The sequence below is a fragment of the Actinomadura decatromicini genome (assembly GCF_008121305.1).
GTDB classification, from domain to species: Bacteria; Actinomycetota; Actinomycetes; order Streptosporangiales; family Streptosporangiaceae; genus Spirillospora; species Spirillospora syzygii.
In genome coordinates this window covers 241,629-263,179 of record NZ_VSRQ01000001.1, presented here as the reverse complement: position 1 = coordinate 263,179, position 21,551 = coordinate 241,629, and the positions used below count along the sequence as shown (strand labels likewise).

The following is a 21,551-nucleotide window of genomic DNA, read 5'->3' as shown; positions in this document are numbered from 1 at the left end:
GCGCTCCCATCCTCGCATCGTGATCAGTTCCGGGCCGAGTATGTGAAGGATTTCGAGCTGACGCGCCACATTGACGCGATCGCCGCCGGGCACGGCGCCGAGCCGGTCTAGACGTGCAGCGCGATGCACCGACGAAGGGGGCGAGTTCGCGTCCGATAGATTCCGGCAATTCGCCACAAACGGACCGTTCGTCGCGCCGATCGACCGTTCGGCCGACAACCCCTGACCGCCCTCCTGACCAGCCGTCGTGATCATGCGATGCTCCGCCCGACGACATCGAACAGTCGGCGGGCGGCCCCGCCGCCCCGGCCGGGAAGGGGTTGCGGCGATGCGCGCGAGACGGCGGACGACCTGGGCGAACAGAAGAAGTCGCAGCTGGCGGCTGTCCCTTGTGGCGGCGGCCGTGGTGCTGCTGGGTGGCGTCGCCGCCGCCGTGCCCGGTGCGGCGGCCGACACGGCGTCGAAGGCGGAGGTGTGCGAATTCGACGTCCAGAAGGACGTCCCTGCCACTATGCGGGACGGGACGGTGTTGCGCAGCAACGTGTTCACGCCGAAAGGGGACGGTAAGTTCCCTGTCATCCTGATGCGGCTGCCCTACAACAAGGAGGGCGCCCTGAGCTTCGTCTACGGCGCCCCCGACCGTTACGCCAAGGCCTGCTACATCGTCGTGGTGCAGGACGTCCGCGGCGAGTACAAGTCCGACGGCACCTTCTACCCGTACCGGAGCGAGGCCGAGGACGGCTACGACACCATCGAGTGGTCCGCCGCTCTGCCGCATTCCAACGGCAAGGTCGGCATGTACGGGTTCTCCTATCCGGGGCTCACGCAGTGGCTGCCCGCCCCCCTCGCGCCCCCGCACCTGGTCACGATCGCCCCGGGGTTCACGTCCTCCGACATCTACGACGGATGGACCTACGAGGGCGGCGCGCTTTACCAGGCGTTCATCCAGGACTGGCTGCTGAGCTTCCTCACCGGAGGCGTCACCAGCAAGCTCCCGGACGGCGCGAAGCTGCGGGCGGAGATGAACCAGGCGTCCAAGGACCTGCACACCAAGTGGTACCGGTACCAGCCGCTGAACAACTTCCCGCCGCTGTACCCGCAGGACGACCGCATCGCGCCGTACTACTTCGACTGGGTCGACCACCCGAGCTACGACGACTACTGGAAGCGCTGGAGCATCCGCACGAAGTATCCGCAGGTCAAGGTGCCGTCGCTGAATTTCAGCGGCTGGTCCGACATCTTCCTCAACGGGACGGTGGAGAACTTCGCCGGGATGCGCGCCCAGGGCGGGTCCGAGGTCGCCCGGCAGGGTACGCAGCTCCTCGTCGGGCCGTGGACGCACGGCGGCTCGGGCCGCAAGGTCGGCGACGTCGACTTCGGTCCGGAGGCGGTCGTCGCCTGGGGCGATCTGCACCTCCGCTGGTTCGACCACTGGCTGAAGGGGATCGACAACGGCGTGGACAAGGATCCGCCGGTGAAGGTCTTCGTGATGGGCGCCAACAAGTGGCGCACGGCTGACTCCTGGCCGATCCCCGGCACCGCCAACACCACGTACTACCTGCACAGCAAGGGCGACGCGAACACGGCAAATGGCGGCGGCACGCTCGACACCACCGTGCCCGCGACGGGCGAGAAGGCCGACCAGTACCAGTACGACCCGGCGAACCCGGTACCGAGCGTCGGCGGCCGTTTCCAGAGCTCGGTGCCCGGCGGCCCGCGGGACCAGCGGTCCGTCGAGCAGCGGCCGGACGTGCTGGTCTACAGCACCCCGCAGCTCACCAAGGACACCGAGGTCACCGGCCCGATCTCGGTCACGCTGTACGCCAGGTCCTCGGCGAAGGACACCGACTGGACGGCGAAGCTCACCGACGTCGGGCCGGACGGAACCTCGATGCTGGTCCGGGACGGCATCCAGCGCGCCCGGTACCGGGTCTCGCTGGAGAAGCCGGAGCTGATCACCCCCGGGGAGGTCTACAAGTACACGATCAAGCTGTGGCCGACCAGCAACATGTTCAAGGCGGGCCACCGCATCCGGCTGGAGATCTCAAGCAGCAACTTCCCGATGTACGACCGGAACCCGAACACGGGCGGGAAGTTCGGCGCCGACACGACCACGCAGCCCGCGTCGCAGACCGTCCTGCACGACCCGGAGCACCCGTCGTCGATCACGCTGCCGATCATCCCGGCGCCCGTCCGCTGACCCCGGCGTAACGGCTGGCCCGCGCCCCCCGCCGCGGGTCAGCCGGAGGTCGGGTAGACCTGACTGGGACGCAGCGCCCACCTGGCCGAGGTGTCAACACGATGACCGGCGGAGGTCGACCGTCGGATTCTTTGCGCCGGGGTCCGCATCCGAGCCTCGGGTTGGACGCGGACACCGAGTCGGCGTCTCAACTCAATTGGTCGGCCGATAGCCGTCCAACCCCGGCCAGGACGTGGTGTCGCGGATGCGTCGACGCGTTGGTCAAGGGCACCTGGAGCTGGTGATCAAGCGGGATGGAGACGGGGTCGGCGATAGGTCCGCGACAACCGAGCAGACGTCGAGTAGACGGGGGGACGTATCGGGCAAGATCTGGGATCTTGGCAGTGGTAAGACTGCGGGTCAGGGGTGGCGCACCCGGCAGGATTCGAACCCGCGACCGTCGGATTAGAAGTCCGACTTAAACGCTGTCACTCCATTATGCCAAGTGTCGAACCCTGTCGCCCTACCCCATTATGCGCCGTTAACCGCCAGCTTCAATGTCCTTTCAGGCTGGCGGCTGCGGTATGTTCCGCGACATACGAGCAAACAACGAGCAGACACAATCCGGTGTTGCGCAGGTTCGAGTTTCGGGGCGGGGCACAAACGGCAGCTACGCTGCCACCACTGGGACAACAACCTGGAGATCTCGTCCCTGTGGATTCCACCGTCTTGTATGGCGGGCTACATGGAGGGACTATCCCCGCGCAGGCGGGAAGCACGCTTTCCCAGTCTGGTTCACCGAGGACTCCGGGACACCAGCCCCGCGTGCGGTCACGTCCACTGGAGTGGTGTAAGAGTTGATCTTCGCGTGATCCTGTTCTGCAGGTTAAGCGGTGAGTTCTCGCTGGTCGATCTCGGGGTCGGGTGCTGGGCCGTCGATGACGCGCAGGCAGGCTTTGGTCAGGAACTCCAGTCCCATGTAGCGGCGGGCCTCGGTCCACTCATCGGTCTGCTCCATCAGAACCGCGCCGACCAGGCGGACGATCGCGGCCCGGTCGGGGAAAATCCCGACCACGTCGGTGTGGCGGCGGATTTCCTTGTTGAGACGTTCTTGCGGGTTGTTGGACCAGATCTGCCGCCAGAGTTGGCGCGGGAAGCCGTTGAAGGCCAGCAGGTCGGGCTTGGCCTGGTCCAGATGTTCGGCCGCATCGGGGTGCTTGGCCTCCAGTGAGACGACGACACGGGCGTGTTGGGCGTGGACCTCGTCGGCGGCGGGCTGGTCGAAGATGGTGCCTACCAGCGTCGCCACCCACGGCTGCGCCGACTTGGGCACCCTGGTCAGCAGGTTGCGCAGGTAGTGGGTGCGGCACCGCTGCCAGGCAGCCCCGGGCAGGGTCGCTCCGATCGCCTCGACCAGGCCGGCGTGGGCATCGGAGATCACCAGCTGGACGCCGGTCAGGCGCGGGCCACCAGCCCGTGCAGGAACGCCAGCCACCCGGCGCCGTCCTCGGCCGAGGTGACCTCCACCCCCAGGATCTCGCGGTGCCCGTCGGCGTTGACGCCGGTGGCCACCAGCACGTGCACGTTGACGATCCGGCCGCCCTCGTGGACCTTCTGGGTCAGGGCATCGACCCACACGAACGCATACGGGCCGCCCTCCAAAGGCCGGTCACGGAACGCCTGGACCTGGGCGTCCAGCACCTTGGACATTCTCGCTGACCTGGCTTTTGGAGATGCCTTTGATGTCCATCTGCTCGACCAGCCTGTCCACCCGCCGCGTCGACACCCCCAGCGGATAGGAGGTGGCGGCGGGTTCACCCGCTCGTCCGAGCGGATCCCGTAGTCGGCGCCGCACACCGCGTCGGCCTCCGCGCTCATGAGCGCCTCGGCCATCGTCTTGACCATCGACCGCAATACATCGGGCTCACACGCCCCGATCTGCTCGGCCAGCCAGCCCGAAGGGTCCACACTGTTGTCCACGGCCATCGCGTTCCTCTCCTTCTGATCTTGGTCGATTCGAAGGATCACGCGATGGCCGTCTCACGTCACGACGCCACGCCCTCTGACCAGGTCAAACGCATACACCACCTCCGTGGACGCAACCCCACCGCCGGTGATCCACGCACCCGCCAGTCGACGCCACGCGGGGCCGTCGCATCCGGGCCGGCCGATCAGAAACCCCGTCGATCGGTCATCCAGCGACCACCCGGACACGAATCTCGGGTGATTGCGCTCGGACGGGTGGGCGTGCCGCATCGGCCACTGGAAGCGCGGGCGGCGTAACCAACCCCCATGTGAAGGGACGAAATCATGAAGAGAACACGCACAGCGCGGGTCGGAAGGCGGACAGCGATGATCTCGCTCGCTGGCGTGGCCGCCGCGTCGGCGCTTGTGGGCACCGCGTCCGGCGCCGCGGCCGCCCCGACCGGCTGCGTCGCCAGGCAGGTCGACGGCCAGAACTACGAGAGCCGGTGCACCGGCGGCACCGGAGAGCACCGGGTGTGGGCGCGGCAGTACGTCCCATTCCTCGGCGATCTCGATTGCTTCGGGCCGTGGGTGTCGGCGAGTTCTGTCTCGCGTGTGACCTGCAGCATCCACCAGACCGTTTTCGTCACGCACCAGACCCGGGGATGACGGTCGGCCGGTGAGCCGAACAGCCCTTGATCGTCCGGCTCTTCGTCTGGAGAAGTAGGGGATCAAGGGCTGTTCCGTTGACCGTGGGCGCGGCTGCCCGGCGCGGCACCGTCCCGTGGGTGAGGGCCATCAGCAGCCCGAATGAGCCGACGAGTTCAAGGGCGGGCCAGGCGCTGACTAGGGCACTGTTGGGCCGTGGGCGGCACCGCACGCCAGGTTCGCGCCACGGTGGCGCAGATGCCCGCATCCAGGCTTCATCTAGCCAACGCCGGGACCAGACGATGGCGGCGGCTGGCGTCCAGGATGACCATGGACGGGTGAAGCCGAGCAGGCTGGGGCGGCGGTAGGACTGGATTTGGACGACGGTGTCGGTGTGGGGCGCGGCGATCATCTTGCCGCCGCCGATGACGAGGCCGACGTGTCCGGGGTTATTGGCGGAGGTGCCGGGGCCGGAGTTGAAGAACAACCTAGTCGGCCGTTTCTTCCGAGCCCGCGCCCGCGGGCTGGGGCAAGGCATCAAAACGCCGCTGCTGCGGCCGCCGCTGACCCGAGCCCGAAATGTCTGAATCTGCGAAAGTGCTTCAGAACGGCCCGACCGTTCCATAGAGTCCCAGGTCAGCAAGAGTGGTGCTCCCCGCGCACGCGGGGAGATGGTCCCCCGGGCGACGTGATCGCGTGGCCGGACTGGACGTGCTCCCCGCGCACGCGGGATGGTCCCAATCATTAGCTGGCGGTAGAGGCGGCGAAGGAGTGCTCCCCGCGCGGGGATGATCCGCGATCTACGCTGAGACGTTGCCCTGCGTCGGGGTGCGGCCCGCGCATGGGGGAGGTCCCAAGTACATGACCGAAGATGACTGGCAGGCCACTACCCAGGCTCATGGGGTATCTCGACGCTCTTGTCGGTGTCGGCGTTGCGCCCCACGGTCTGAGGTTGCGAACCATCGCGCTGCGGTCTGCTAAGCGGCAGGTCGGCCAGCCGCACGGCCGCGTTCCAGGCCGTCCTTGTCGCTGTGGCGCGGGACACTGCTGCGGTCGGTGCTCCTGCTCACGCCCGACTCGCCGTCTCTGCGCGCTCGGATCAGCTTGAGCGAAGCGAAGACTGAGGGCGTCCGATCAACACAGAGAGCTGACATCTCGGGCGCATCTATGCAATTGCATCACGATGACATCGAAGCCCCTACCAGACGGGTTCGGCTGGGAATGCAATATTCCGGTAAAGCGAGGGTCACGCCGAGTATTATTTTGATTTTGGGACCTGCGATTGGCGCTGTGTCAGCAGGGCCGATATTTACTAGATGAAGTCAAGTATGTTCAGATACCAGTCGAGCATGCATAGTGGAACCTGGCCGGCCACACATACCCGGCTGCGAGGTCACAGTGCTGGACGAGGGCCGTCGGCCCCGGCTCCGGCCGCTTGGGGAAGGGGTGATCGCTGTCTACTTGGCTGCCCCCACCGCCGCGAACGGATTTAGGTTAGACGCCGTCCCCGTACCCGGTTCCGGCGGTGCCCCCTCCTTCAAGACGGCTCCCAGATCAGCGGAACGTTGAACCCTTCGCTGCTTCATTAGTTTCATTCATCGGTCGGCCGTGCCTGCGGCAAAGTGCAGAACGGCGTTCTCGCATGGTGTGTTAAGCGTGTCTGCGAAAGATTCCACATGAGGTACTACGTGTTGGGCCCCCTCGAAGTCGTGGGTCCCGGCGGACTCCCGATCGTCATCAATGCCAAACGTATCCGCGCGCTACTTGCCATCCTTCTTCTGCACCCTGGGAGAGTGGTCACGCTTGATCGGATCATCGACGGCATCTGGGACGACGCGCCGCCGCGTTCGGCGGTGGAGAACGTCCGCACCTACACCTGCCAACTACGCACGATCCTGCGGGGATCGGGCCACCGCGACAGGCTGGACAGCCACCCGGGCGGCTACCGGCTCCACACCCACCCCGAAGAGTTGGATCTTCAACGTTTCACGACGCTAGTCGGCAATGGGCAGCTTGCGCTGCGGTCGGGCGGCTACGCCAACGCCGTCACCTTGCTGGGCGACGCGATCGGACTGTGGCGGGGCACGCCGCTGGCTGAACTCGAACTGGGCGCCGAGATGCGCGCCAAGACCGTGGCCTTGGAGGAGTTGCGCTGGCAGGCGCAGACCGACTGGATCAACGCGAGGCTGGCCCTCGGCGAACGGGCGGGCCTGGTGGCCCCGCTCCAGGAGCTGATCGGTGAACGGCCGCTCGACGAGGGCCTGTGGTGTTCGCTGGTGATGGTCCTGCACGCGATCGGCCGGACGAGCGAGGCGCTGGCGGCGTTCGCCCAGGCCAGGGAACGGCTGGTCAGGGAACTCGGAGTGGAGCCGGGCCCGGCGCTGCGCAAGGTCCACGCCGCCGTGCTGGAGGGCGCGGCGGTCCTGGACGTGGCCTGGCCGGAGCGGAGGTGGACGACGTCCGCGGTGCTGACGCCGCGCCAGCTTCCGGGGGCCCCGACCCTCATCGGCCGGGACGCCGAGGTGGCGCGGGTCCGCGCGCTGGTCGACCGGACGGACCGCGGCGCGGTCGACCACGTGCCGACCGTGCTGGTCTCCGGAGTGCCGGGAGTCGGCAAGAGCGCCACCGCGGTCGCCGCGGGACGGGCCGTGTGCGGCGCCCATCCCGACGGTGAGATCTACCTCGACCTGCGGGGATCGACGGCCGAGCCCCGGTCGCCCAGCGACGCGATCGCCGAGCTGCTGGGCACCCTCGGACTGATGCCGGAGGCGATCCCGCGGACCTGGGACGGCCGGCAGGCCCTCTACCGGTCCGTGCTCGCCGAGCGGCGTGCGCTCATCGTGCTGGACGACGCGGCCGACGCGAATCAGGTGATCTCCCTGCTACCGGGTCTCGGCCGGAGCCTGCTGATCGTGACGAGCCGGCGGTGGCTGGTCGGCATCCGCGCCGACGTGCATCTGGCGCTGGAGCCGCTGTCGGTGAGCGCTGCGGTGCAGATGCTGAGCCACCTGATCGGCGTGGACCGCACCGAGCGGGAGTACGCGGCGGCGACGGCCATTGTCGAGGCGTGCGGCCGGCTGCCGGCCGCGATCCGGATCGTCGGCGCCAGGCTGGCCGCGCGGCCCCGCCACCCGCTGCGCTTCCTCGCCGAGAACCTGCGCGACGGGGAGCGGGTGCTCGACGAACTCGTCGTGGACGGCATGTCCCTGCGGCGGCTGTTCGACACTAGCCGCCAGGCCCTGGACCCGGCCTGCCGCAGGGCGTTCGGCATGTGCGGGCGGCTGGCGTCCGACCGCATCACGGCGGCGGATCTCGGCGCCGCGCTGGGGCTCCCGGCCTTCGCCGCCGATCGCCTGCTGGAGCGGCTCGTCCACGAGGGGCTGCTGATCTCACGTGAGCCCGAGTCCGGCGTCCCGACCTATCATCTGCCGAGAATTCTCGGGCTTTACGCTCGGGAATGCTTCGCCCGGGACGTCGAGCGGGAGAAGGCGGGATAGTCAGAGGAAAAGGCAGAACGGGTGACCGGCCGGATCCAGCATCACCCGGACGTCCGGCTGCGGCTGATAGTCGGCGAGCACGGCTCCCGATTCGACGGCCCACGCGACGGCCGCGTCGAGATCCTCGACGGCTATGTCGAGGTGTTCCATGATCTGCTGCCTGCCCGGCGCGGTCGGCCACGCTGGCCGTGCGTAGTCGGCGTCGTATTCGAAGTTCAGTGTCGGCCCTCTTTCGCCCGCGGGCGGGCGTACCTTCGCCCAGCCGGACTCGGGCGGTTCGCCCGGTTCGGGCTCTTCTACATCGGCCACGGGCCAGCCAAGCAGCCGCGCATAGAATGCCGCCAGCTCGCGCGGATTCGGCGCGCTGATGGTCACGGACGTGACGTCCATCCGCACTCTGCGATCACGATTCACCGGCCCCACGATAGAGCTTCACCGCCCACTTGTGACGCTAGCCGTCCGGCCATAGCCGGGATGTATCACGCCTGTACTCGTGTTGAGCAGCATTTGATCTCATGAGCGCTGGACATGTCGGGGCACGGCGTTCCCGTCCCCGGCTCCTTGTGGTGGGCGCGAGCACGATGCGCGACCACGCATTCGCCGTCTGGCGGGAGCTGGGATTGGAGATCGTGCTGGCCGACGGCTATTCCGGCGGACGGTACGAACACCTCGTCCACCATTTCGCCGCGCTCGACCCGCGCGACGGCTCGGCCGCCGTGACGGAGCTGACCGAACTGGCGCGCTCGTGCGACGGCGTCGTCACCCTGGCCGACAACTCCCAACTGACGGCCGCCCAGGTCGCGCACGACGCAGGCCTTCCCGGCATCGGGCCCGAGATCGCCTTGATCGCCCGCTCCAAACTGCTCCAGCGCCGGGTCGGTGAACGGCGCGGGCTGTCTACGCCGCGCTGGCGGCAGGTCTCCGGCGCCGACGACCTCGACGCCTTCTACGACGGCCGCTCCGGCTGGAGCGTCCTGAAACCGGTCGACTGCGCGGGCAGCGCGGGAGTGCTCCAGGTCGCCGACGCCGCCGAGGCGCGCCGCCAGTGGCCGGTGGTTCGCTCGTTGTCGCCCTCGCGCACGGTGGTCATCGAGGAGTTCGTGGGCGGACGGGAGGTCTGCGTCGACGCGGTCGTCGTCGACGGGGTGCCCGCCTTCGTCTCGGTGTGCGACGCCGAGTACGTCGGGCCGGACGGGTTCATCGCCGTGTCCGCCAAGTACGCCGCCGTCCAGCCGGACCGCGAGACCGCCACGTCCGAGATCGGGCTGGTCGCGGACGCCTACGGGCTGCGGGACGGCGTGATGCAGGCCGAATTCAAGATCGACGACGGCCGGTGGACGCTGCTGGAGGTCACCTTCCGTCCGGGCGGTGCGCTGGTGCCCGAACTGACGGAGCGGGTCACCGGGATCAACCTGTACGAAGCTCAGGCGCGGCTGGCCCTGGGCCGGACGCCGCCGCTCCCCGAGCCGGACGCCGCCTGGTCGCCGGTGCCGTTCGCGGAGGTGCGCTTCCTGGTCGGCAGCGGGCCGGTCCGCAGGTTCGTCCCGCCGGCAACCGTCATCGCCGGGCTGCCCGACGTGAAGATCGTCAACCAGCTCGTCCTGCCCGGCCAGCGGGCGCGCCTCCCGGTGAGCGAGGAGGGCCGCGCGGGATACGCGGTCGGCTGGGGAGCCGACCGCGACCGGCTCGACCGGCAGCTGCGCGAGGCCACCGGCAGGCTCGGCCGGGAGATGGGCATCGTCGAACACCCCGACCGCCGATCGGAGGTGGCCCATGCGTGACGAGCTGAGCTCGGCGCAGATCGACTCCTACCGCGAGAACGGTTTCCTCGTCGTCGAGGGTTTCCTGGACGACGCGGAGACGCGGTACTGGCGGACGGTCCTTGAGGACGCGGTCCGCGAGCGCGGCGACGCCCGGCTTCCGAGCGAACCGGACGAACCGCGGGCCGAGGAGGCCGGGGAGCCTCAGCCGTTGTCCGGACTGCGGTTGCGCGAAGCCCTCGCCAAGCACAGCCGGGCCTGGGTGCGGGTGCTGTCACAGCACGTGAACCTCTGGCAGACCGACGTGAGGGTGCGCGATCTGGTCCTCGATCCCAGGCTCGGACGGATGGCGTGCGACCTGGCCGACGTCGACGGCGTCCGGATCTGGCACGACCAGACCATGTTCAAGCCCGCGTGGGGAGAACCCACGGGCTGGCACACCGACACCCCGGTGTTCTCCTTCACCCATCCGGGCGCGTCCACGTTCTGGATCGCGCTCGTCGACGCCGACCTGCGCAACGGGTGCATGCACTACCTGCCGGGCAGCCACAAGGCGCGTGTGACGACCAAGGGCAACATGCGGCTGGACGGCCTTCGCCACCTCAATCCCGAGTGGGAGTTCGCCGAGCCCGTCCCGTGCCCGGTCCGGGCCGGCTCGCTCATCGTCCACGGAGGCGACACCGCGCACGCGGCGGGCGCCAACATGACCCCGCTTCCGCGACCCGCGTTCGCGATCTCCTGGATGCCGGCGGGCGCCACGTTCAACGGGACGCCGAACATCCTCCCCAGGCGGTTGCTCGCCGCGCTCAAGGTGGGCGACTCCCTCGACATCGATGCTCAATGCCCGCTCGTCTACAGCCGATGACACCGGCGGTGCGCCGCGCGATGACGGCGCGTCTCCGTCCCGTCCCGATTCGCGAGGGTGAGACACCACATGAACGACCAAGAACTGCGCCAGATCGTCGTGGAGGCTGTGGACCAGGTGCGGCAGGGCGGTGACGGGGACGGTGACCACGACGGCGACCAGCCGGGCGACGAGCTGGACCTGACCTCGCTGGAACTGGTCCGGCTGCTGGTCAATCTCGAAGAGCTGCTGGACATCGACCTCGACGACGCCGCCATCATGAACGGCCGCCTGGACACCGTCGACGACATCGTCGCGCTGATGCGCCAGTCGTTGACGGTGTCGGCCATGGACCTGTCCGAATGACCGAGGTCCCCGGCGCCTGGTACAACGTCCTGCCCGATCTGGGTTTCGAGTTGCCGCCCGATGTGCCACCGCCAGGACGCTCAGGCTCCCCGCGAACCACGCCCCGGACCACCACCTTGCGGGTGCCGCCCGCGCTGATCCGGCAGGAGATCGGTGGGAAGTCCTGGATTCCGATCCCGGACGAGGTGGCGCAGCGCTACCGGCAGTGGCGGCCGACGCCGCTGCGCCGCGCGGCGGCGTTCGAGCGGGCGCTCGGCACCCGGTGCGCGATCTTCTACAAGTACGAGGGCGGAAATCTCAGCGGCAGCCACAAGCTCAACAGCGCGGTCGCGCAGGCGTACTACTACCGGCGCGCCGGCGCCACCCGGCTCGTCGTCGGCACCGGGGCCGGGCAGTGGGGCACGGCCGTGGCCGCCGCGTGCGCCATGTTCGGGCTCGCCTGCACGGTGTACATGGTGCGCTCCAGCTATGCCGACAAGCCGTACCGCCGCACCATGATGGAGATGCTCGGCGCGTCGGTGCTGGCCAGCCCGTCCGACCGGACGGAGGTCGGACGCAGGGCGCGCGCCGACGGCCAGGAGCAGGGCAGCCTCTCGATCGCCCTGGCGGAGGCGCTGACCGACGCGCGGGAGCCCGGCGGCTACTTCTGCACGGGCAGCGGTGAGACGTACACGATCGTCCACCAGACCGTCATCGGCCTGGAGGCCGCCGCCCAGCTCGCCGAGGCGGGCCGCGCTCCGGACGTCGTGATCGCCTCGCTCGGCGCCGGAAGCAACTTCGGCGGGCTGTGCATGCCGTTCATCGGCCCGGCGGACGGTCCGCGTCCGCGCTGCGTGGCGGTCGAGCCCGCGGCGTGCCCGACCCTGACCCGGGGGCGGTACGCCTACGACTTCACCGACGCGTCGCGGAGCACGCCCTTGCAGAAGATGTACACGCTGGGCCACACCTTCGCGCCCGAGCGGATTCACGCGGGCGGCCTGCGGTATCACGGCGCGTCCAAACTCGTCAGCGCTCTGTACGACCGGAAACTCATCGAGGCGGCTGCCTATCCGCAGCGGGCGGTGTTCGCCAGCGCCGTCGAGTTCGCCAAGGCCGAGGGGGTCCTGCCCGCGCCGGAGAGCGCGCATGCCGTGCATGGCGCGGTCGTCGAGGCGCGGCGAGCCGACGACGAGGGCGTTCGCCGCACGATCCTGCTCGGCGTCAGCGGCCACGGGCTCCTCGACATGGCGGCCTACGCGGCCTTCCACGACGGCAGCATGCGCGACTCCGCGGCGGCTCCTGAGCGGATCGCGGCCGCGCTGGACCGGCTGCCCGCCCAGCCGGCCGCTGTCGGCGTCAGCGCGCGTCTCGGAGCGCGTACCGTTCGCTGAGCTCCCGCATCGTCGTCTCCGGAGAGGCCGCCATCTCCTCGACGACCCACAGGTAGGAGTCCATGTAGGACTTCATCTCCTCGTGGGCGTACATCTCGCCGTTGTAGATGAGCGCGCACCCGTCCCGTTCCGGGTAGACCTCCATGCTCGGCCCGCAGTACGCCGTCCACACGTCCTGCTGGGCGGACGGTAAGGTCCCCGCGTACAGCGTGGGTGTGCTGCCGCCCGCGGGTTCGCGGCCGGGCAGCAGCGGTGCTCGCACACGCATTCCCGCCAGCGTGATGTCGGAGTCGCCGAACGCGGCGGCGTAGAAGTTTCCGTGGCACAGGTCGCTGTCGGGCCAGGGACGCTGCGAGTCGAAGGCGGGATTGATCGCGCGGGCCAGTGATGTGTAGGGCACCAGGTTGGACATCGCCTCCTCCATCGCCGCATGGGTTCTCCGGACTGCCTCGTGCAAAGACGTCCCAGGCGTGAGCGTCGTGACCACGTAAGGGTCGACCGTGCAGGGGAGCGGCGACCGGCGCTCGCGCCTGCTCGCCCGGCCGAGCGTCACGGTGCTCAGAACCGTCCGCTCTTGCCCGGTTTCCAGCGACAGTAGGGCGTGGTACGCGGCCATCAGCACCATGTAGACGGTCGTCCGCGCCTGCCACGCGCGGCGGCTGAGCGTCGCCAGCAGCTCCGGCGTGAAGGTGACGTCGATCCGGTCGCGGGTGAGTACCGAGGTCCGCGCGGTGGTGCGCGCCTGGAACAGCGAACCGTCCGGCAGCGGGAGCAACCGCTCGCGCCAAAACTCCAGCCTGTCCCCGCTGGGCTCCATCCGGCTGCGTTGGATCGCGTCCATCTCCGCGAACGACAGCGCGGGCTCGGGCGGCGCGGCGGTGCCGACCTGCGCGGCGTACCCGGCCAGCAGGTCCTCCACCAGCGCCTTGGTGGCCCAGCCGTCGGCGATGGCCTCCGACAAGCACACATTGAGGAAATGGCGGTCCGCGGCGAGCCGGACGAACCAGGCGTGCCAGGCCGGGCCGCGCAGCAGGTCGAAACTGCGGTTGTTCTCCCAATACACCAGTTCGGCGATGCGGTCGTGCTGCGCGGCGGTGCCGAGCGCGGACAGATCCAGGTACTCCACCTGCGGTTCGGTCGCTGCCTCGATCCGCATCCGGGGCTCGTAGTCGATCGTGTCGAAGACCAGCCGCAGCGCGTCCTGGCGCCGGGTGACGTCGGCGAAGGCGAGCTTGACGGCCTCATGGTCCATGGGCGAATCGATGAACCGGCTGTCCACGACGATGAACCGGGACGCGCCCGGAGCGTCGGGCGACAGCCCGCACATCAGTTCCCAATGGCTTTCCTGGGCCGGGAGCAGACCGGCCGACTGGACGTGCTCGGTCATAGGGCATCACGCACGGAGATCACCTCGGCTGTCGCAACGTACGGGCTCGGGTCGGCCGGGCTCGCCGCCGGCCCATGGCCGGGTCAGACCGGCAGGTCGGCGAGCGCGGCCGCGACGCAGCGATGCGCGTCATGGACGGGACGGGAGAACTGGGCCGGTGACGGGACCTGGTTGTTGTAGTAGGTGGCTCCCTCGCAGAGCGGGCCGAGCACCCACATGTGCGTGTCCGGCTGCCCGTCGACGGCCCGTGGGTGCTGGTCGCGGTCGATGTCGATCCCGCTCGGCCGGCCGCTCTCGGGCGGCAGCGGGCGGATCCGCCCGGCGCGGCGCAGCGCGGCGAGCAGCGGGCTGGCGGACGAGTCGACGCTGGGCGGCGGCACGCGCGCCCGGATCAGCCAGTCGGCCGCCGCCGAATGCGGCCGTCCGAGCCCGGTCGAGACGATCCGCCAGCGCCTCGTCCGGGCGTGCCACGACACCGCCGGAGCCGGTCCGAACGGCGCGCGCGCCACGCCCGCCGCCATGATCGCCAGCAGTTCGGCCTGCCGCTCCCACTGCGGACCGACGACCGCGCGGTTGAACAGGGAGGTCATCGGGCCGGTGAAGTAGGCGCGGGACCGGTCGGTGATGCCGCCGAAGTCGATCGCGTGCCGGATCACGTCCCGGTGGTCCTCCATGACCTCCAGCGCCGCCTTGAGCGGACTCTCGGACAGCGGCCGGGCGCCTTCCCGCAGGTCGCTTCGCATGGCGTCGACGAGCCAGCGGGCGTACTGCGCGCTGTCCCGGCGGGCCATCCCGGCCGTGCCGTCCAGGGCCGCCCAGGCGTCGAACGCGCCGAGCCGGGTCGCCAAGGCGTCGAGCGTCCGGTACAGCCGAGCCGGTTCCGGGTCGCGCGACAGGTCGTCGAGTATCAGCAGGACGTCGCCTAGGCGCGCGCGCCGCGCCTGGGCGCGGCGATAGGCGATGTGCATCTCGGTGAGGAGCAGCGGGAGCACGTCGATGCGGAAGTCGAGGCGCGGGCCGCGGCTGCGGCGCAGCGCGTCGATCGCGGCGGTGGTGAAGGCGACCGGCGGGTCCGCGGGGCCGTCCCGGCCGATTCTGGGCCTGACCCGGTACGGGGCGCCGGTCCTGGAGTACAGCAGCAGCACGGGCTCCGCGCCGCTCGGCAGGTACCGCATCCGTTCACCCCTGCCGGAGAACCGGCCGCCTCGGCCGACCGTCAGGCAGGCGATCACGTCCATCGCGCTCAAGCCGAATCCGGCGATCGCGGCCGATTGCCCGGGCGCGATCGCGTCGGTGTCTCCGGGCAGCGGATAGGGACTGCCGATCGTCCGCTCGCGGCCCGGCTCGTCTGGAGGGTCGTTCTCGGCGGTGTATCCGGTCGTGAGGAAGACGTGCCGGGCCAGCACGGTCGAGCCGTCGGCGCAGACGATCGAACGCTGGCCGGTGGCCTCGTCACGAACGTCGACGGCGGTCGTGGAAAGCATCGTGACCTCGACGTGGCCGCCCGCAGAGTCCAGCACCTGGCCCTTGAACCAGTGCAAATACTCACCGAGGACATTGCGAGGCAGATAGTCGGCCGGATGCACAGGCCGATGCCGGGGCAAGGAGTCCTCCTGCGGCCCTGCGACGCCTTCGCTGACCCATTCGTACAGGCTCGGCCCTCGCCGAACGGTCCCGAGCGGCACGGTTCCCTCGTCCGGAAACATCGACACTTCCGCGCACGGCGAGTTGAGCAGGAGATAGCCAGGCAGATCCGGGGCGTGGACACCGCAACCGGTGCCCGCCGGATCCACGACCGCCACCCGCACCGGCCCGCCCTCACCCGCCGGGCGTTTGGGCGAATCGCGGGCGAGGGTGACGACACGCTCAAGCACGCTCAGCCCGCGCGACCCGAACCCGATGATCGCGATGTCCGCGACCACGGGCGCCGCGGCGACCGTTGCGGCCGTGCCGTCCCGTACCTCCACACCTTGGTGGGCGCCTTGGTGGGTACTGCCGACTGCCATCCACCGATCCCTCCAGGAGACGGGCCGCGCGTGGCCTCGCGGCCCGCTCCACGGCGGTCCGCGCGCCCAGTGTTCCCAGGGCGGATATATGGCCCGTACACGCCGGCGGTTGTAGCCGTGCTGTAGGCGGCGGCCGGAGGCTTGCGGCAGGCCGGGTCGCTACGGCGGACCGGCCCGGTCATCTTCGGAACGCAGACCGGACGCGGAAGGGCGCCGCCGTGGACGTGAGGCATCGCTTCCCTCTCGGGAACACGCCGTGGACGGTGTGGCGAGAGGTGCTGCTGCGGACGACCGGATTCCCCGCCGCGGGGCTGGACCTGCTGGCGGCCCCGCAGTGCGCGGCCGTCGCGGACGCACACCTCGCCGGCACCGCCGAACCGGGCGCGTTCGCTGCCGAGTTCGACCGCGCGGTCGCCGCCAGTTCAGCCGAGTTGCGCCGCATCAGCGCCGATCCGCTGCTGCGCGAAGCGATCACCTGGCAGAACCCGCCCACCGTCGTCCTGCTCGACGCGATCGCGGGCCGGGGACCGGGCGGATCGCGCACCAGCAAGTGGCGGTACCGCGAGCAGCAGTTGTCCCGTTACTGGCAGCGGTACTGCGCCAAGACCGAGACCATCGGCTTCTTCGGCCCGCTGACCTGGGCGACGCTTGATCCATCCGTGCCGGATTTCGACGCGACGCCGGGCCCGCGGCTCCTCGACCGGCGCCGCGTGTTCTTGGAGCCGTGGGCGCTGGCCGCCTACGGGGCGCGGCTCGCCGAGGACCCGGAGCTGCGGCGCGAGCTTCCGCCGACACCGATGCCGCACTTCTGGCTGGACGGCGACCTGCTGCGTCGGCCGGGGCGCGATCCCCTCACACTGACAGAGCGGGAGACCGCGGTCCTGACGAGGTGCGACGGGCGGCGCCCGGCCGCCGGAATCGTCGCCGACCTGGTCGCGGACGCGCGGACGCCGGTCGGCACGACCGAGGAGGGCTACCAACTCCTGGCCGGCCTCGCGTCCCGCAAGCTGATCAGATGGGACGCGAACCTGCCGGTGGCCCCGCACACCGAAACCGTCCTGGACGACCGCATCGCGGCGATCGGCGATGACGGCCTGCGGCGCAGAGCATCGGAGGGGCTGCGGCGGCTGCGGGCGGCCCGCGCCGCGGTGGCCGGGGCCGCCGGTGATCCCGCGGCGCTCGCCCCGGCGATGGCCGCCTTGGACGCCGAGTTCACCGCGCTGACCGGCCGGGAACCGCGCCAGCGCCTCGGCCAGACCTACGCGGGACGCGGCCTGTGCTACGAGGACACCACGCGCGACCTGCGGCTGACCGTCGGTTCCCGCGTCATCGACGCGATGGCCCCGGCACTGGCGCTGGTGATGCAGATCGCGCGCTGGCTGACCGCCGACATCGCGGCCGCCTACGAACGGGAGCTGCTGCGGCTGGTGGAGAAGGGAACGGGCGGGCCCGTCCGGCTCAGCGACATCTGGTACCCGGCGATCGAGCTGGTCTCCGGCCGCGGCGCAGGGCCGGTCGACGCCGGGCTGGAGGAGCTCGTCTCCCGATGGCGGACGCTGTTCGGGTTGCCGCGCCTCCCCGAGTCGCAGCGAAGGGTCGAATGCACGAGCGCCGGATTGGCGGGCCGGGTCGCGGAGTTGTTCGCCGCCGATCGGCCGGGCTGGTCGGCCGCACGCGTCCACAGCCCGGACCTGCACATCTGCGCCGAGTCGGTGGAGAACGTCAACCGCGGCGACTACCTGGTGGTGCTCGGCGAGCTGCACGTGGCCAGCGGAACGCTGTGCGACCGGGCCGTGAACTGGCCCAAGGCCGAGCCCGGCCGGATGCTGGAGGCGATGGTGCGGGACTTCGGCCGTCCCCGGATGGTGCCGTTGCTGCCGCTCACCTGGTCCAAGTACGCGGGACGGCTGGTGTACGCCGAGCCCGCGCCGGACGACTGGAACATCGCCTTCACCCGCACCGGCGGCGTCGATACCCACCGGCTGGTCCCGACCGAGGCCGTCACCGTCGAGGTCGTGGACGGCCGGCCGGTCGCCACACTGCCGACCGGGGAACGGGTGCCCGCGATCGAGCTGTTCGGGATGTTCTTGTCCACGGTCGTCGCCGACGCGTTCAAAGGCGTGACGCAAGGTCCGCACACGCCGCGGGTGACCGTCGACCGGCTCGTGGTCACGCGGGAGACCTGGCGCATGACCGCCGCGCAACTCGGCGGGCTCACCGTGCGCGGCGACGAACCCGGCCAGTACCTGGCCGGGCGCCGGCTGGTGGCCGAGCACGGACTGCCCGACCGGTGCTTCGCGAAGATCGCCACCGAGAGCAAGCCGGTGTACGTGGACTTCACCAGCCCCGCCTTCGTCGCCTCGTTCGGCTCCGCGGTCCGCGCGGCGGCCGCCGCGCACGGCGAACGCACCCAGGTCGCCGTCAGCGAGATGCTGCCGACACAGGAGCAGACCTGGGTGCCCGACCAGGAGGGCCGCACCTATTTCGGAGAACTGCGGCTGCAGGTGACCGATCCCGCATACGCCGACACAGTCGACCGTACCGCCGATGTATCAGCCGCATACGAGCGCCACTGAGCATGTCGTGTGGCGCGTTGACCGGGAGGGAATGACCATGCGTACCCAAATGCTGGGGCGGATCTCGATCGACCGGTCTCGCGTTCAGGACGAGCTGGAACTCGGCAGGGATTTCCACTACGCCGAGCAATACCCTGAATTCCAGAGCGGCCAGCCGTGGAAGACCTGCATGATCTGGTCGTGCGGCGGGGAGGTCGGCGACGGCGTCATCGCCCATTACGACACCAGCCTGCCGGCGCAGCCGACGGTCTACGGGAAACGGCTGCCGTATCTGCGGCAGTTGATCGAGGAGTCGGTCGTCGTCGAGCACCTGCGCTTCGCGCGGCTGGTGGTGATGACCGATGCCGTGCTGCTCCCGCACCGCGACTTCCTGGAGTTCACCGACAAACCGACCGCGGCGCGCGCGGCGCACCGGCTGCACGTCCCGCTGACCACCGACGAGACCTGCCTGTTCATGGAGGACGGCACCGTCTACCGGATGTTCCCCGGTGAGCTGTGGTCCTTGGACGTCTCCAGAATGCACAGCGCCGCGGTGCTGTCCGACATTCGCCGGGTGCACCTGATCATGGACTTCGCGGACCTGCCCGATGACGCGCTGCTGCGGATCGAGCGGAACCCGGTCCAGGGCATCCCCGAACCGAACCTGGTGCACCGGCCGAAGCTCACCGACGAGCAGCGGACGGCGATCCGCGCGCTCGCCGGAGTCGTCGACCTCGAGAACCTGAACGAGGTGTTCGGCATCGTGATCCGCAAGAGCTACCGGGCGGACGGCGGCGAGCGGTTCGCCTGGGACGCGATGAGCGAGATCGCCCGGGACGCCGAAGACCCGGCCGTCGGCGCACGGATCGAGGAGCTGTACAAAGTGTGCGCCCTGGAAAGGAATGAGTGAGGCCGACTCGCATGTCCAACCAGAAAGCACATCCCTTCCCCGAGCCCCTTCCGGTGTTCCATCACATCGCCGTCCAGACGAATGACCTGGAGAACTCCCAGAAGTGGTACGAGGCGTTCTTCGGCGCCCGCCCGACCTTCACGCAGGAGATCTTCTCCGACCTGACCAACGGCCGGTTGCCCGGCATCAGGCGGCTGGTGGAGATGACGGTCGGCACCGTGCGGATCCACCTGTTCGAACGCGAAGGGCGCCCGGCACCGGCACCGGGCGAGAGCGTCACCCAGTACCAGCACCTCTGCCTCGCCGTGAGCGACCCACAGGATCTGGTGACGATACGACGGCACTGGATCGACCTGTTCGAATCGGGCCGCTTCGATTTCGCGGTGAAGGACCCACCCAGCCCCATCGTCGTCGACGACGGCGTCAGCAGTTTCTACACATTCGACGTCAACGGCTTGGAATTCGAGTTCACTCATGTCCCGCGAGCGGCCTAGCCATGACCATGCTCCGTGGCCCGTCCTGGCGGGCCGTCCGTCACCGCGGCGCTGGGACTTCGGTGGTCGCCCCTTCGGCTTGGAGCCCCTGACGCTCCCGCCGCCCGGCGCCTGGCATCCACCGGTGGAGGACCCCGACGCGGGTGCCGCCGGGCCGGGTCCCGTGCGCGGCTCGCTCATCGAGCGGTTCGGCCTGGCGGCGGAACCGGCCGACCAGGGCGACGGGGCCGACGGGGCCGAAGGGGCCGAGGCCGTCCCCGGAGCGGAGGAACTCTTCTGGTTTCGGTGGATCACCGGGCATCAGGTCAGCTTCATCCTGTGGCGGCTGATCGGGCAGCTCGTCCACGACGCGTCCTCGCATCCGGCGGGCTCCCGTTCACAGGACGAGGTGGACTCGATGCTGGTCTCGGTGCGGAACTACGTCCGCGGCTACTGCGCCATGCTCCTGTACACCGCGACCTGCCCGCGCGGCCTGTATGAGGACATGATCCGGCCGAGCATGAGGTTGCGGCATCCGTCCTTCAGCGGCAGTTGGGCTCCCGACTACTGGCCGATCAAGGATCTGCTGCGCGGTCGGCGCACCGCGCTCACCGAGACGGTGGAGGCCCGGGAGTTGGTGGAGGCGATCAGGGTGCAGCGGCTGGTGCACGAGGTGATCGCGGCCCGGCTGGTGCCCGACGGGCAGTCGCTCCTGCGGCGCTCCGCCTTCCGATCGGGGGACCTGCGCGTGCTGCAACTGCTCTACGACAACTACTTCCTGACCTTGCGCGGCGCCGTCACTCAGCACGACGTGACGGCCCAGCTGCAGCGCCGGCTGGTGGCGATCGTCCGCGACTGCGCCGTCAACGGCCTGCATCCCGAAGGCCACGGCGCCCCGGACCGCATCGGGGAGCCGTGGTTCGCGGAGGTGGCCGCCTGCGAGGACGGCATCATCGGCATCCTGGACGAGGTCGCCGGCTCCGACGTCCGGATGCCGTCCGCGGTGACCGGTGCGCGCCCGGTCGGCCTCGGCTGATGCCGGGTCACCACCGCGCCGCCGGTCGGCGACTCGCTGCCCGACTCGCAGCCCGTCAACGCCGCGCCGCGCGGTCACGCGACGATCGCGTCCACCTCGATCTCGATCAGCAGGCGCGGGTCGAACAGCGCCGACACCTCCACGATCGTGGCGGCGGGCAGGATCGGGGCGAACACCTCGCGGTGCACCTCGCCCACCTGCCGCCAGGCGCTGATGTCGGTGACGAACACCCGGCTGCGCACGACGTCGGGCATGCCCGCTCCGGCCCGCTCCAGTGCGGAGGCGATCCGGCGCAGGACCTCCCTGGCCTGCTCGGCCATGTCGGCTCCGCCGACCGGGCCGTCCGGCGCCATGGCCGTCGTGCCGGCGACGCTGATGAAACCGCCCACCCGCACCGCGCGGGAGAAACCGAAGATCCGCTCCGCCGGGCTCTGGTCGGAGATGAGCGTGCGGTCAGCGCCGTGTCGCGATTGCCGGTCGATGAGCCGAGTCTACAGGTCCACCGCCGCTTGGCGGAGGCTCGCTCCGCGGCGGCGCGGACGACGTTCCGGCCGA

Annotated in this window: 15 protein-coding genes, 1 tRNA gene and 1 pseudogene; 11 read left to right on the top strand and 6 right to left on the bottom strand. The window is 69.8% G+C overall.

From position 1 onward, the window contains the following. Positions 1-328 precede the first annotated feature (328 nt). Complete coding sequence (locus FXF68_RS01160) at positions 329-2,200, top strand: CocE/NonD family hydrolase (protein ID WP_222869753.1); 1,872 nt, start codon at positions 329-331, stop codon at positions 2,198-2,200. A 406-nt stretch (positions 2,201-2,606) separates the two neighbouring features. On the opposite strand, the gene FXF68_RS01155 is transcribed toward FXF68_RS01160, so the two are convergent. Together FXF68_RS01155 and FXF68_RS01150 are read right to left on the bottom strand one after the other, a co-directional pair. Next, positions 2,607-2,681, bottom strand: a tRNA-Ser gene (locus tag FXF68_RS01155). A 384-nt stretch (positions 2,682-3,065) separates the two neighbouring features. Continuing rightward, positions 3,066-4,165: pseudogene (locus tag FXF68_RS01150) on the bottom strand (IS256 family transposase). Positions 4,166-4,531: 366 nt separating this feature from the next. Here FXF68_RS01150 and FXF68_RS01145 point away from each other — a divergent pair. Both FXF68_RS01145 and FXF68_RS01140 read left to right on the top strand, forming a co-directional pair. Continuing rightward, complete coding sequence (locus tag FXF68_RS01145; RefSeq protein WP_148756947.1) at positions 4,532-4,813, top strand: hypothetical protein; 282 nt, start codon at positions 4,532-4,534, stop codon at positions 4,811-4,813. Between the two features lie 1,655 nt (positions 4,814-6,468). Next, positions 6,469-8,289 carry an AfsR/SARP family transcriptional regulator gene (locus tag FXF68_RS01140; protein WP_148756946.1) on the top strand — a complete coding sequence of 607 codons (1,821 nt, stop codon included), beginning with the start codon at positions 6,469-6,471 and terminating at the stop codon, positions 8,287-8,289. Here FXF68_RS01140 and FXF68_RS01135 read toward each other — a convergent pair whose 3' ends face one another. Further along, the gene (locus FXF68_RS01135) at positions 8,290-8,664 is read right to left on the bottom strand and encodes a VOC family protein (RefSeq protein WP_222869752.1); all 375 of its coding nucleotides are present in this window, start codon (positions 8,662-8,664) and stop codon (positions 8,290-8,292) included. 140 nt (positions 8,665-8,804) lie between these two features. On the opposite strand from FXF68_RS01135, the gene FXF68_RS01130 reads away from it, so the two are divergent. The 4 genes from FXF68_RS01130 to FXF68_RS01115 all read left to right on the top strand — a co-directional run bounded on the left by FXF68_RS01130 (position 8,805) and on the right by FXF68_RS01115 (position 12,629). Then, entirely contained in the window at positions 8,805-10,070 is a 1,266-nt protein-coding gene (locus FXF68_RS01130) for an ATP-grasp domain-containing protein (RefSeq protein WP_148756944.1), read from the top strand. Further along, entirely contained in the window at positions 10,063-10,914 is an 852-nt protein-coding gene (locus tag FXF68_RS01125; protein WP_148756943.1) for a phytanoyl-CoA dioxygenase family protein, read from the top strand. Before FXF68_RS01130 ends, FXF68_RS01125 begins: the two co-directional genes overlap by 8 nt. Positions 10,915-10,983: 69 nt before the next feature. Continuing rightward, the gene (locus FXF68_RS01120; RefSeq protein WP_148353587.1) at positions 10,984-11,259 is read left to right on the top strand and encodes a phosphopantetheine-binding protein; all 276 of its coding nucleotides are present in this window, start codon (positions 10,984-10,986) and stop codon (positions 11,257-11,259) included. Next, positions 11,256-12,629 carry a TrpB-like pyridoxal phosphate-dependent enzyme gene (locus FXF68_RS01115; RefSeq protein WP_148756942.1) on the top strand — a complete coding sequence of 458 codons (1,374 nt, stop codon included), beginning with the start codon at positions 11,256-11,258 and terminating at the stop codon, positions 12,627-12,629. Before FXF68_RS01120 ends, FXF68_RS01115 begins: the two co-directional genes overlap by 4 nt. Here FXF68_RS01115 and FXF68_RS01110 read toward each other — a convergent pair. Both FXF68_RS01110 and FXF68_RS01105 read right to left on the bottom strand, forming a co-directional pair. Then, on the bottom strand, positions 12,595-14,016 hold the full coding sequence (locus FXF68_RS01110) for a condensation domain-containing protein (protein ID WP_148756941.1): 1,422 nt from the start codon (positions 14,014-14,016) through the stop codon (positions 12,595-12,597). The two genes, FXF68_RS01115 and FXF68_RS01110, sit on opposite strands and share 35 nt — an antisense overlap. A gap of 83 nt (positions 14,017-14,099) precedes the next feature. Then, positions 14,100-16,022, bottom strand: a complete 1,923-nt coding sequence (locus FXF68_RS01105) for an FAD/NAD(P)-binding protein (protein WP_148756940.1) — start codon at positions 16,020-16,022, stop codon at positions 14,100-14,102. Between the two features lie 218 nt (positions 16,023-16,240). On the opposite strand from FXF68_RS01105, the gene FXF68_RS01100 reads away from it, so the two are divergent. The 4 genes from FXF68_RS01100 (at position 16,241) to FXF68_RS01085 (ending at position 20,996) form a co-directional block, all read left to right on the top strand. Further along, a complete protein-coding gene (locus FXF68_RS01100; RefSeq protein WP_246178150.1) occupies positions 16,241-18,598 on the top strand; it encodes a lantibiotic dehydratase in 2,358 nt (785 codons plus the stop codon). Positions 18,599-18,635: 37 nt separating this feature from the next. Then, positions 18,636-19,487, top strand: coding sequence for an aspartyl/asparaginyl beta-hydroxylase domain-containing protein (locus FXF68_RS01095; protein ID WP_187437644.1), 852 nt, complete (start codon positions 18,636-18,638; stop codon positions 19,485-19,487). Between the two features lie 11 nt (positions 19,488-19,498). Then, a complete protein-coding gene (locus FXF68_RS01090) occupies positions 19,499-19,981 on the top strand; it encodes a VOC family protein (RefSeq protein ID WP_148353592.1) in 483 nt (160 codons plus the stop codon). A 124-nt stretch (positions 19,982-20,105) separates the two neighbouring features. Further along, the gene (locus tag FXF68_RS01085; protein ID WP_148756938.1) at positions 20,106-20,996 is read left to right on the top strand and encodes an L-tyrosine 3-hydroxylase; all 891 of its coding nucleotides are present in this window, start codon (positions 20,106-20,108) and stop codon (positions 20,994-20,996) included. A gap of 74 nt (positions 20,997-21,070) precedes the next feature. On the opposite strand, the gene FXF68_RS01080 is transcribed toward FXF68_RS01085, so the two are convergent. Continuing rightward, positions 21,071-21,412 carry a Rid family hydrolase gene (locus tag FXF68_RS01080; RefSeq protein ID WP_281292144.1) on the bottom strand — a complete coding sequence of 114 codons (342 nt, stop codon included), beginning with the start codon at positions 21,410-21,412 and terminating at the stop codon, positions 21,071-21,073. Positions 21,413-21,551: the final 139 nt, after the last annotated feature.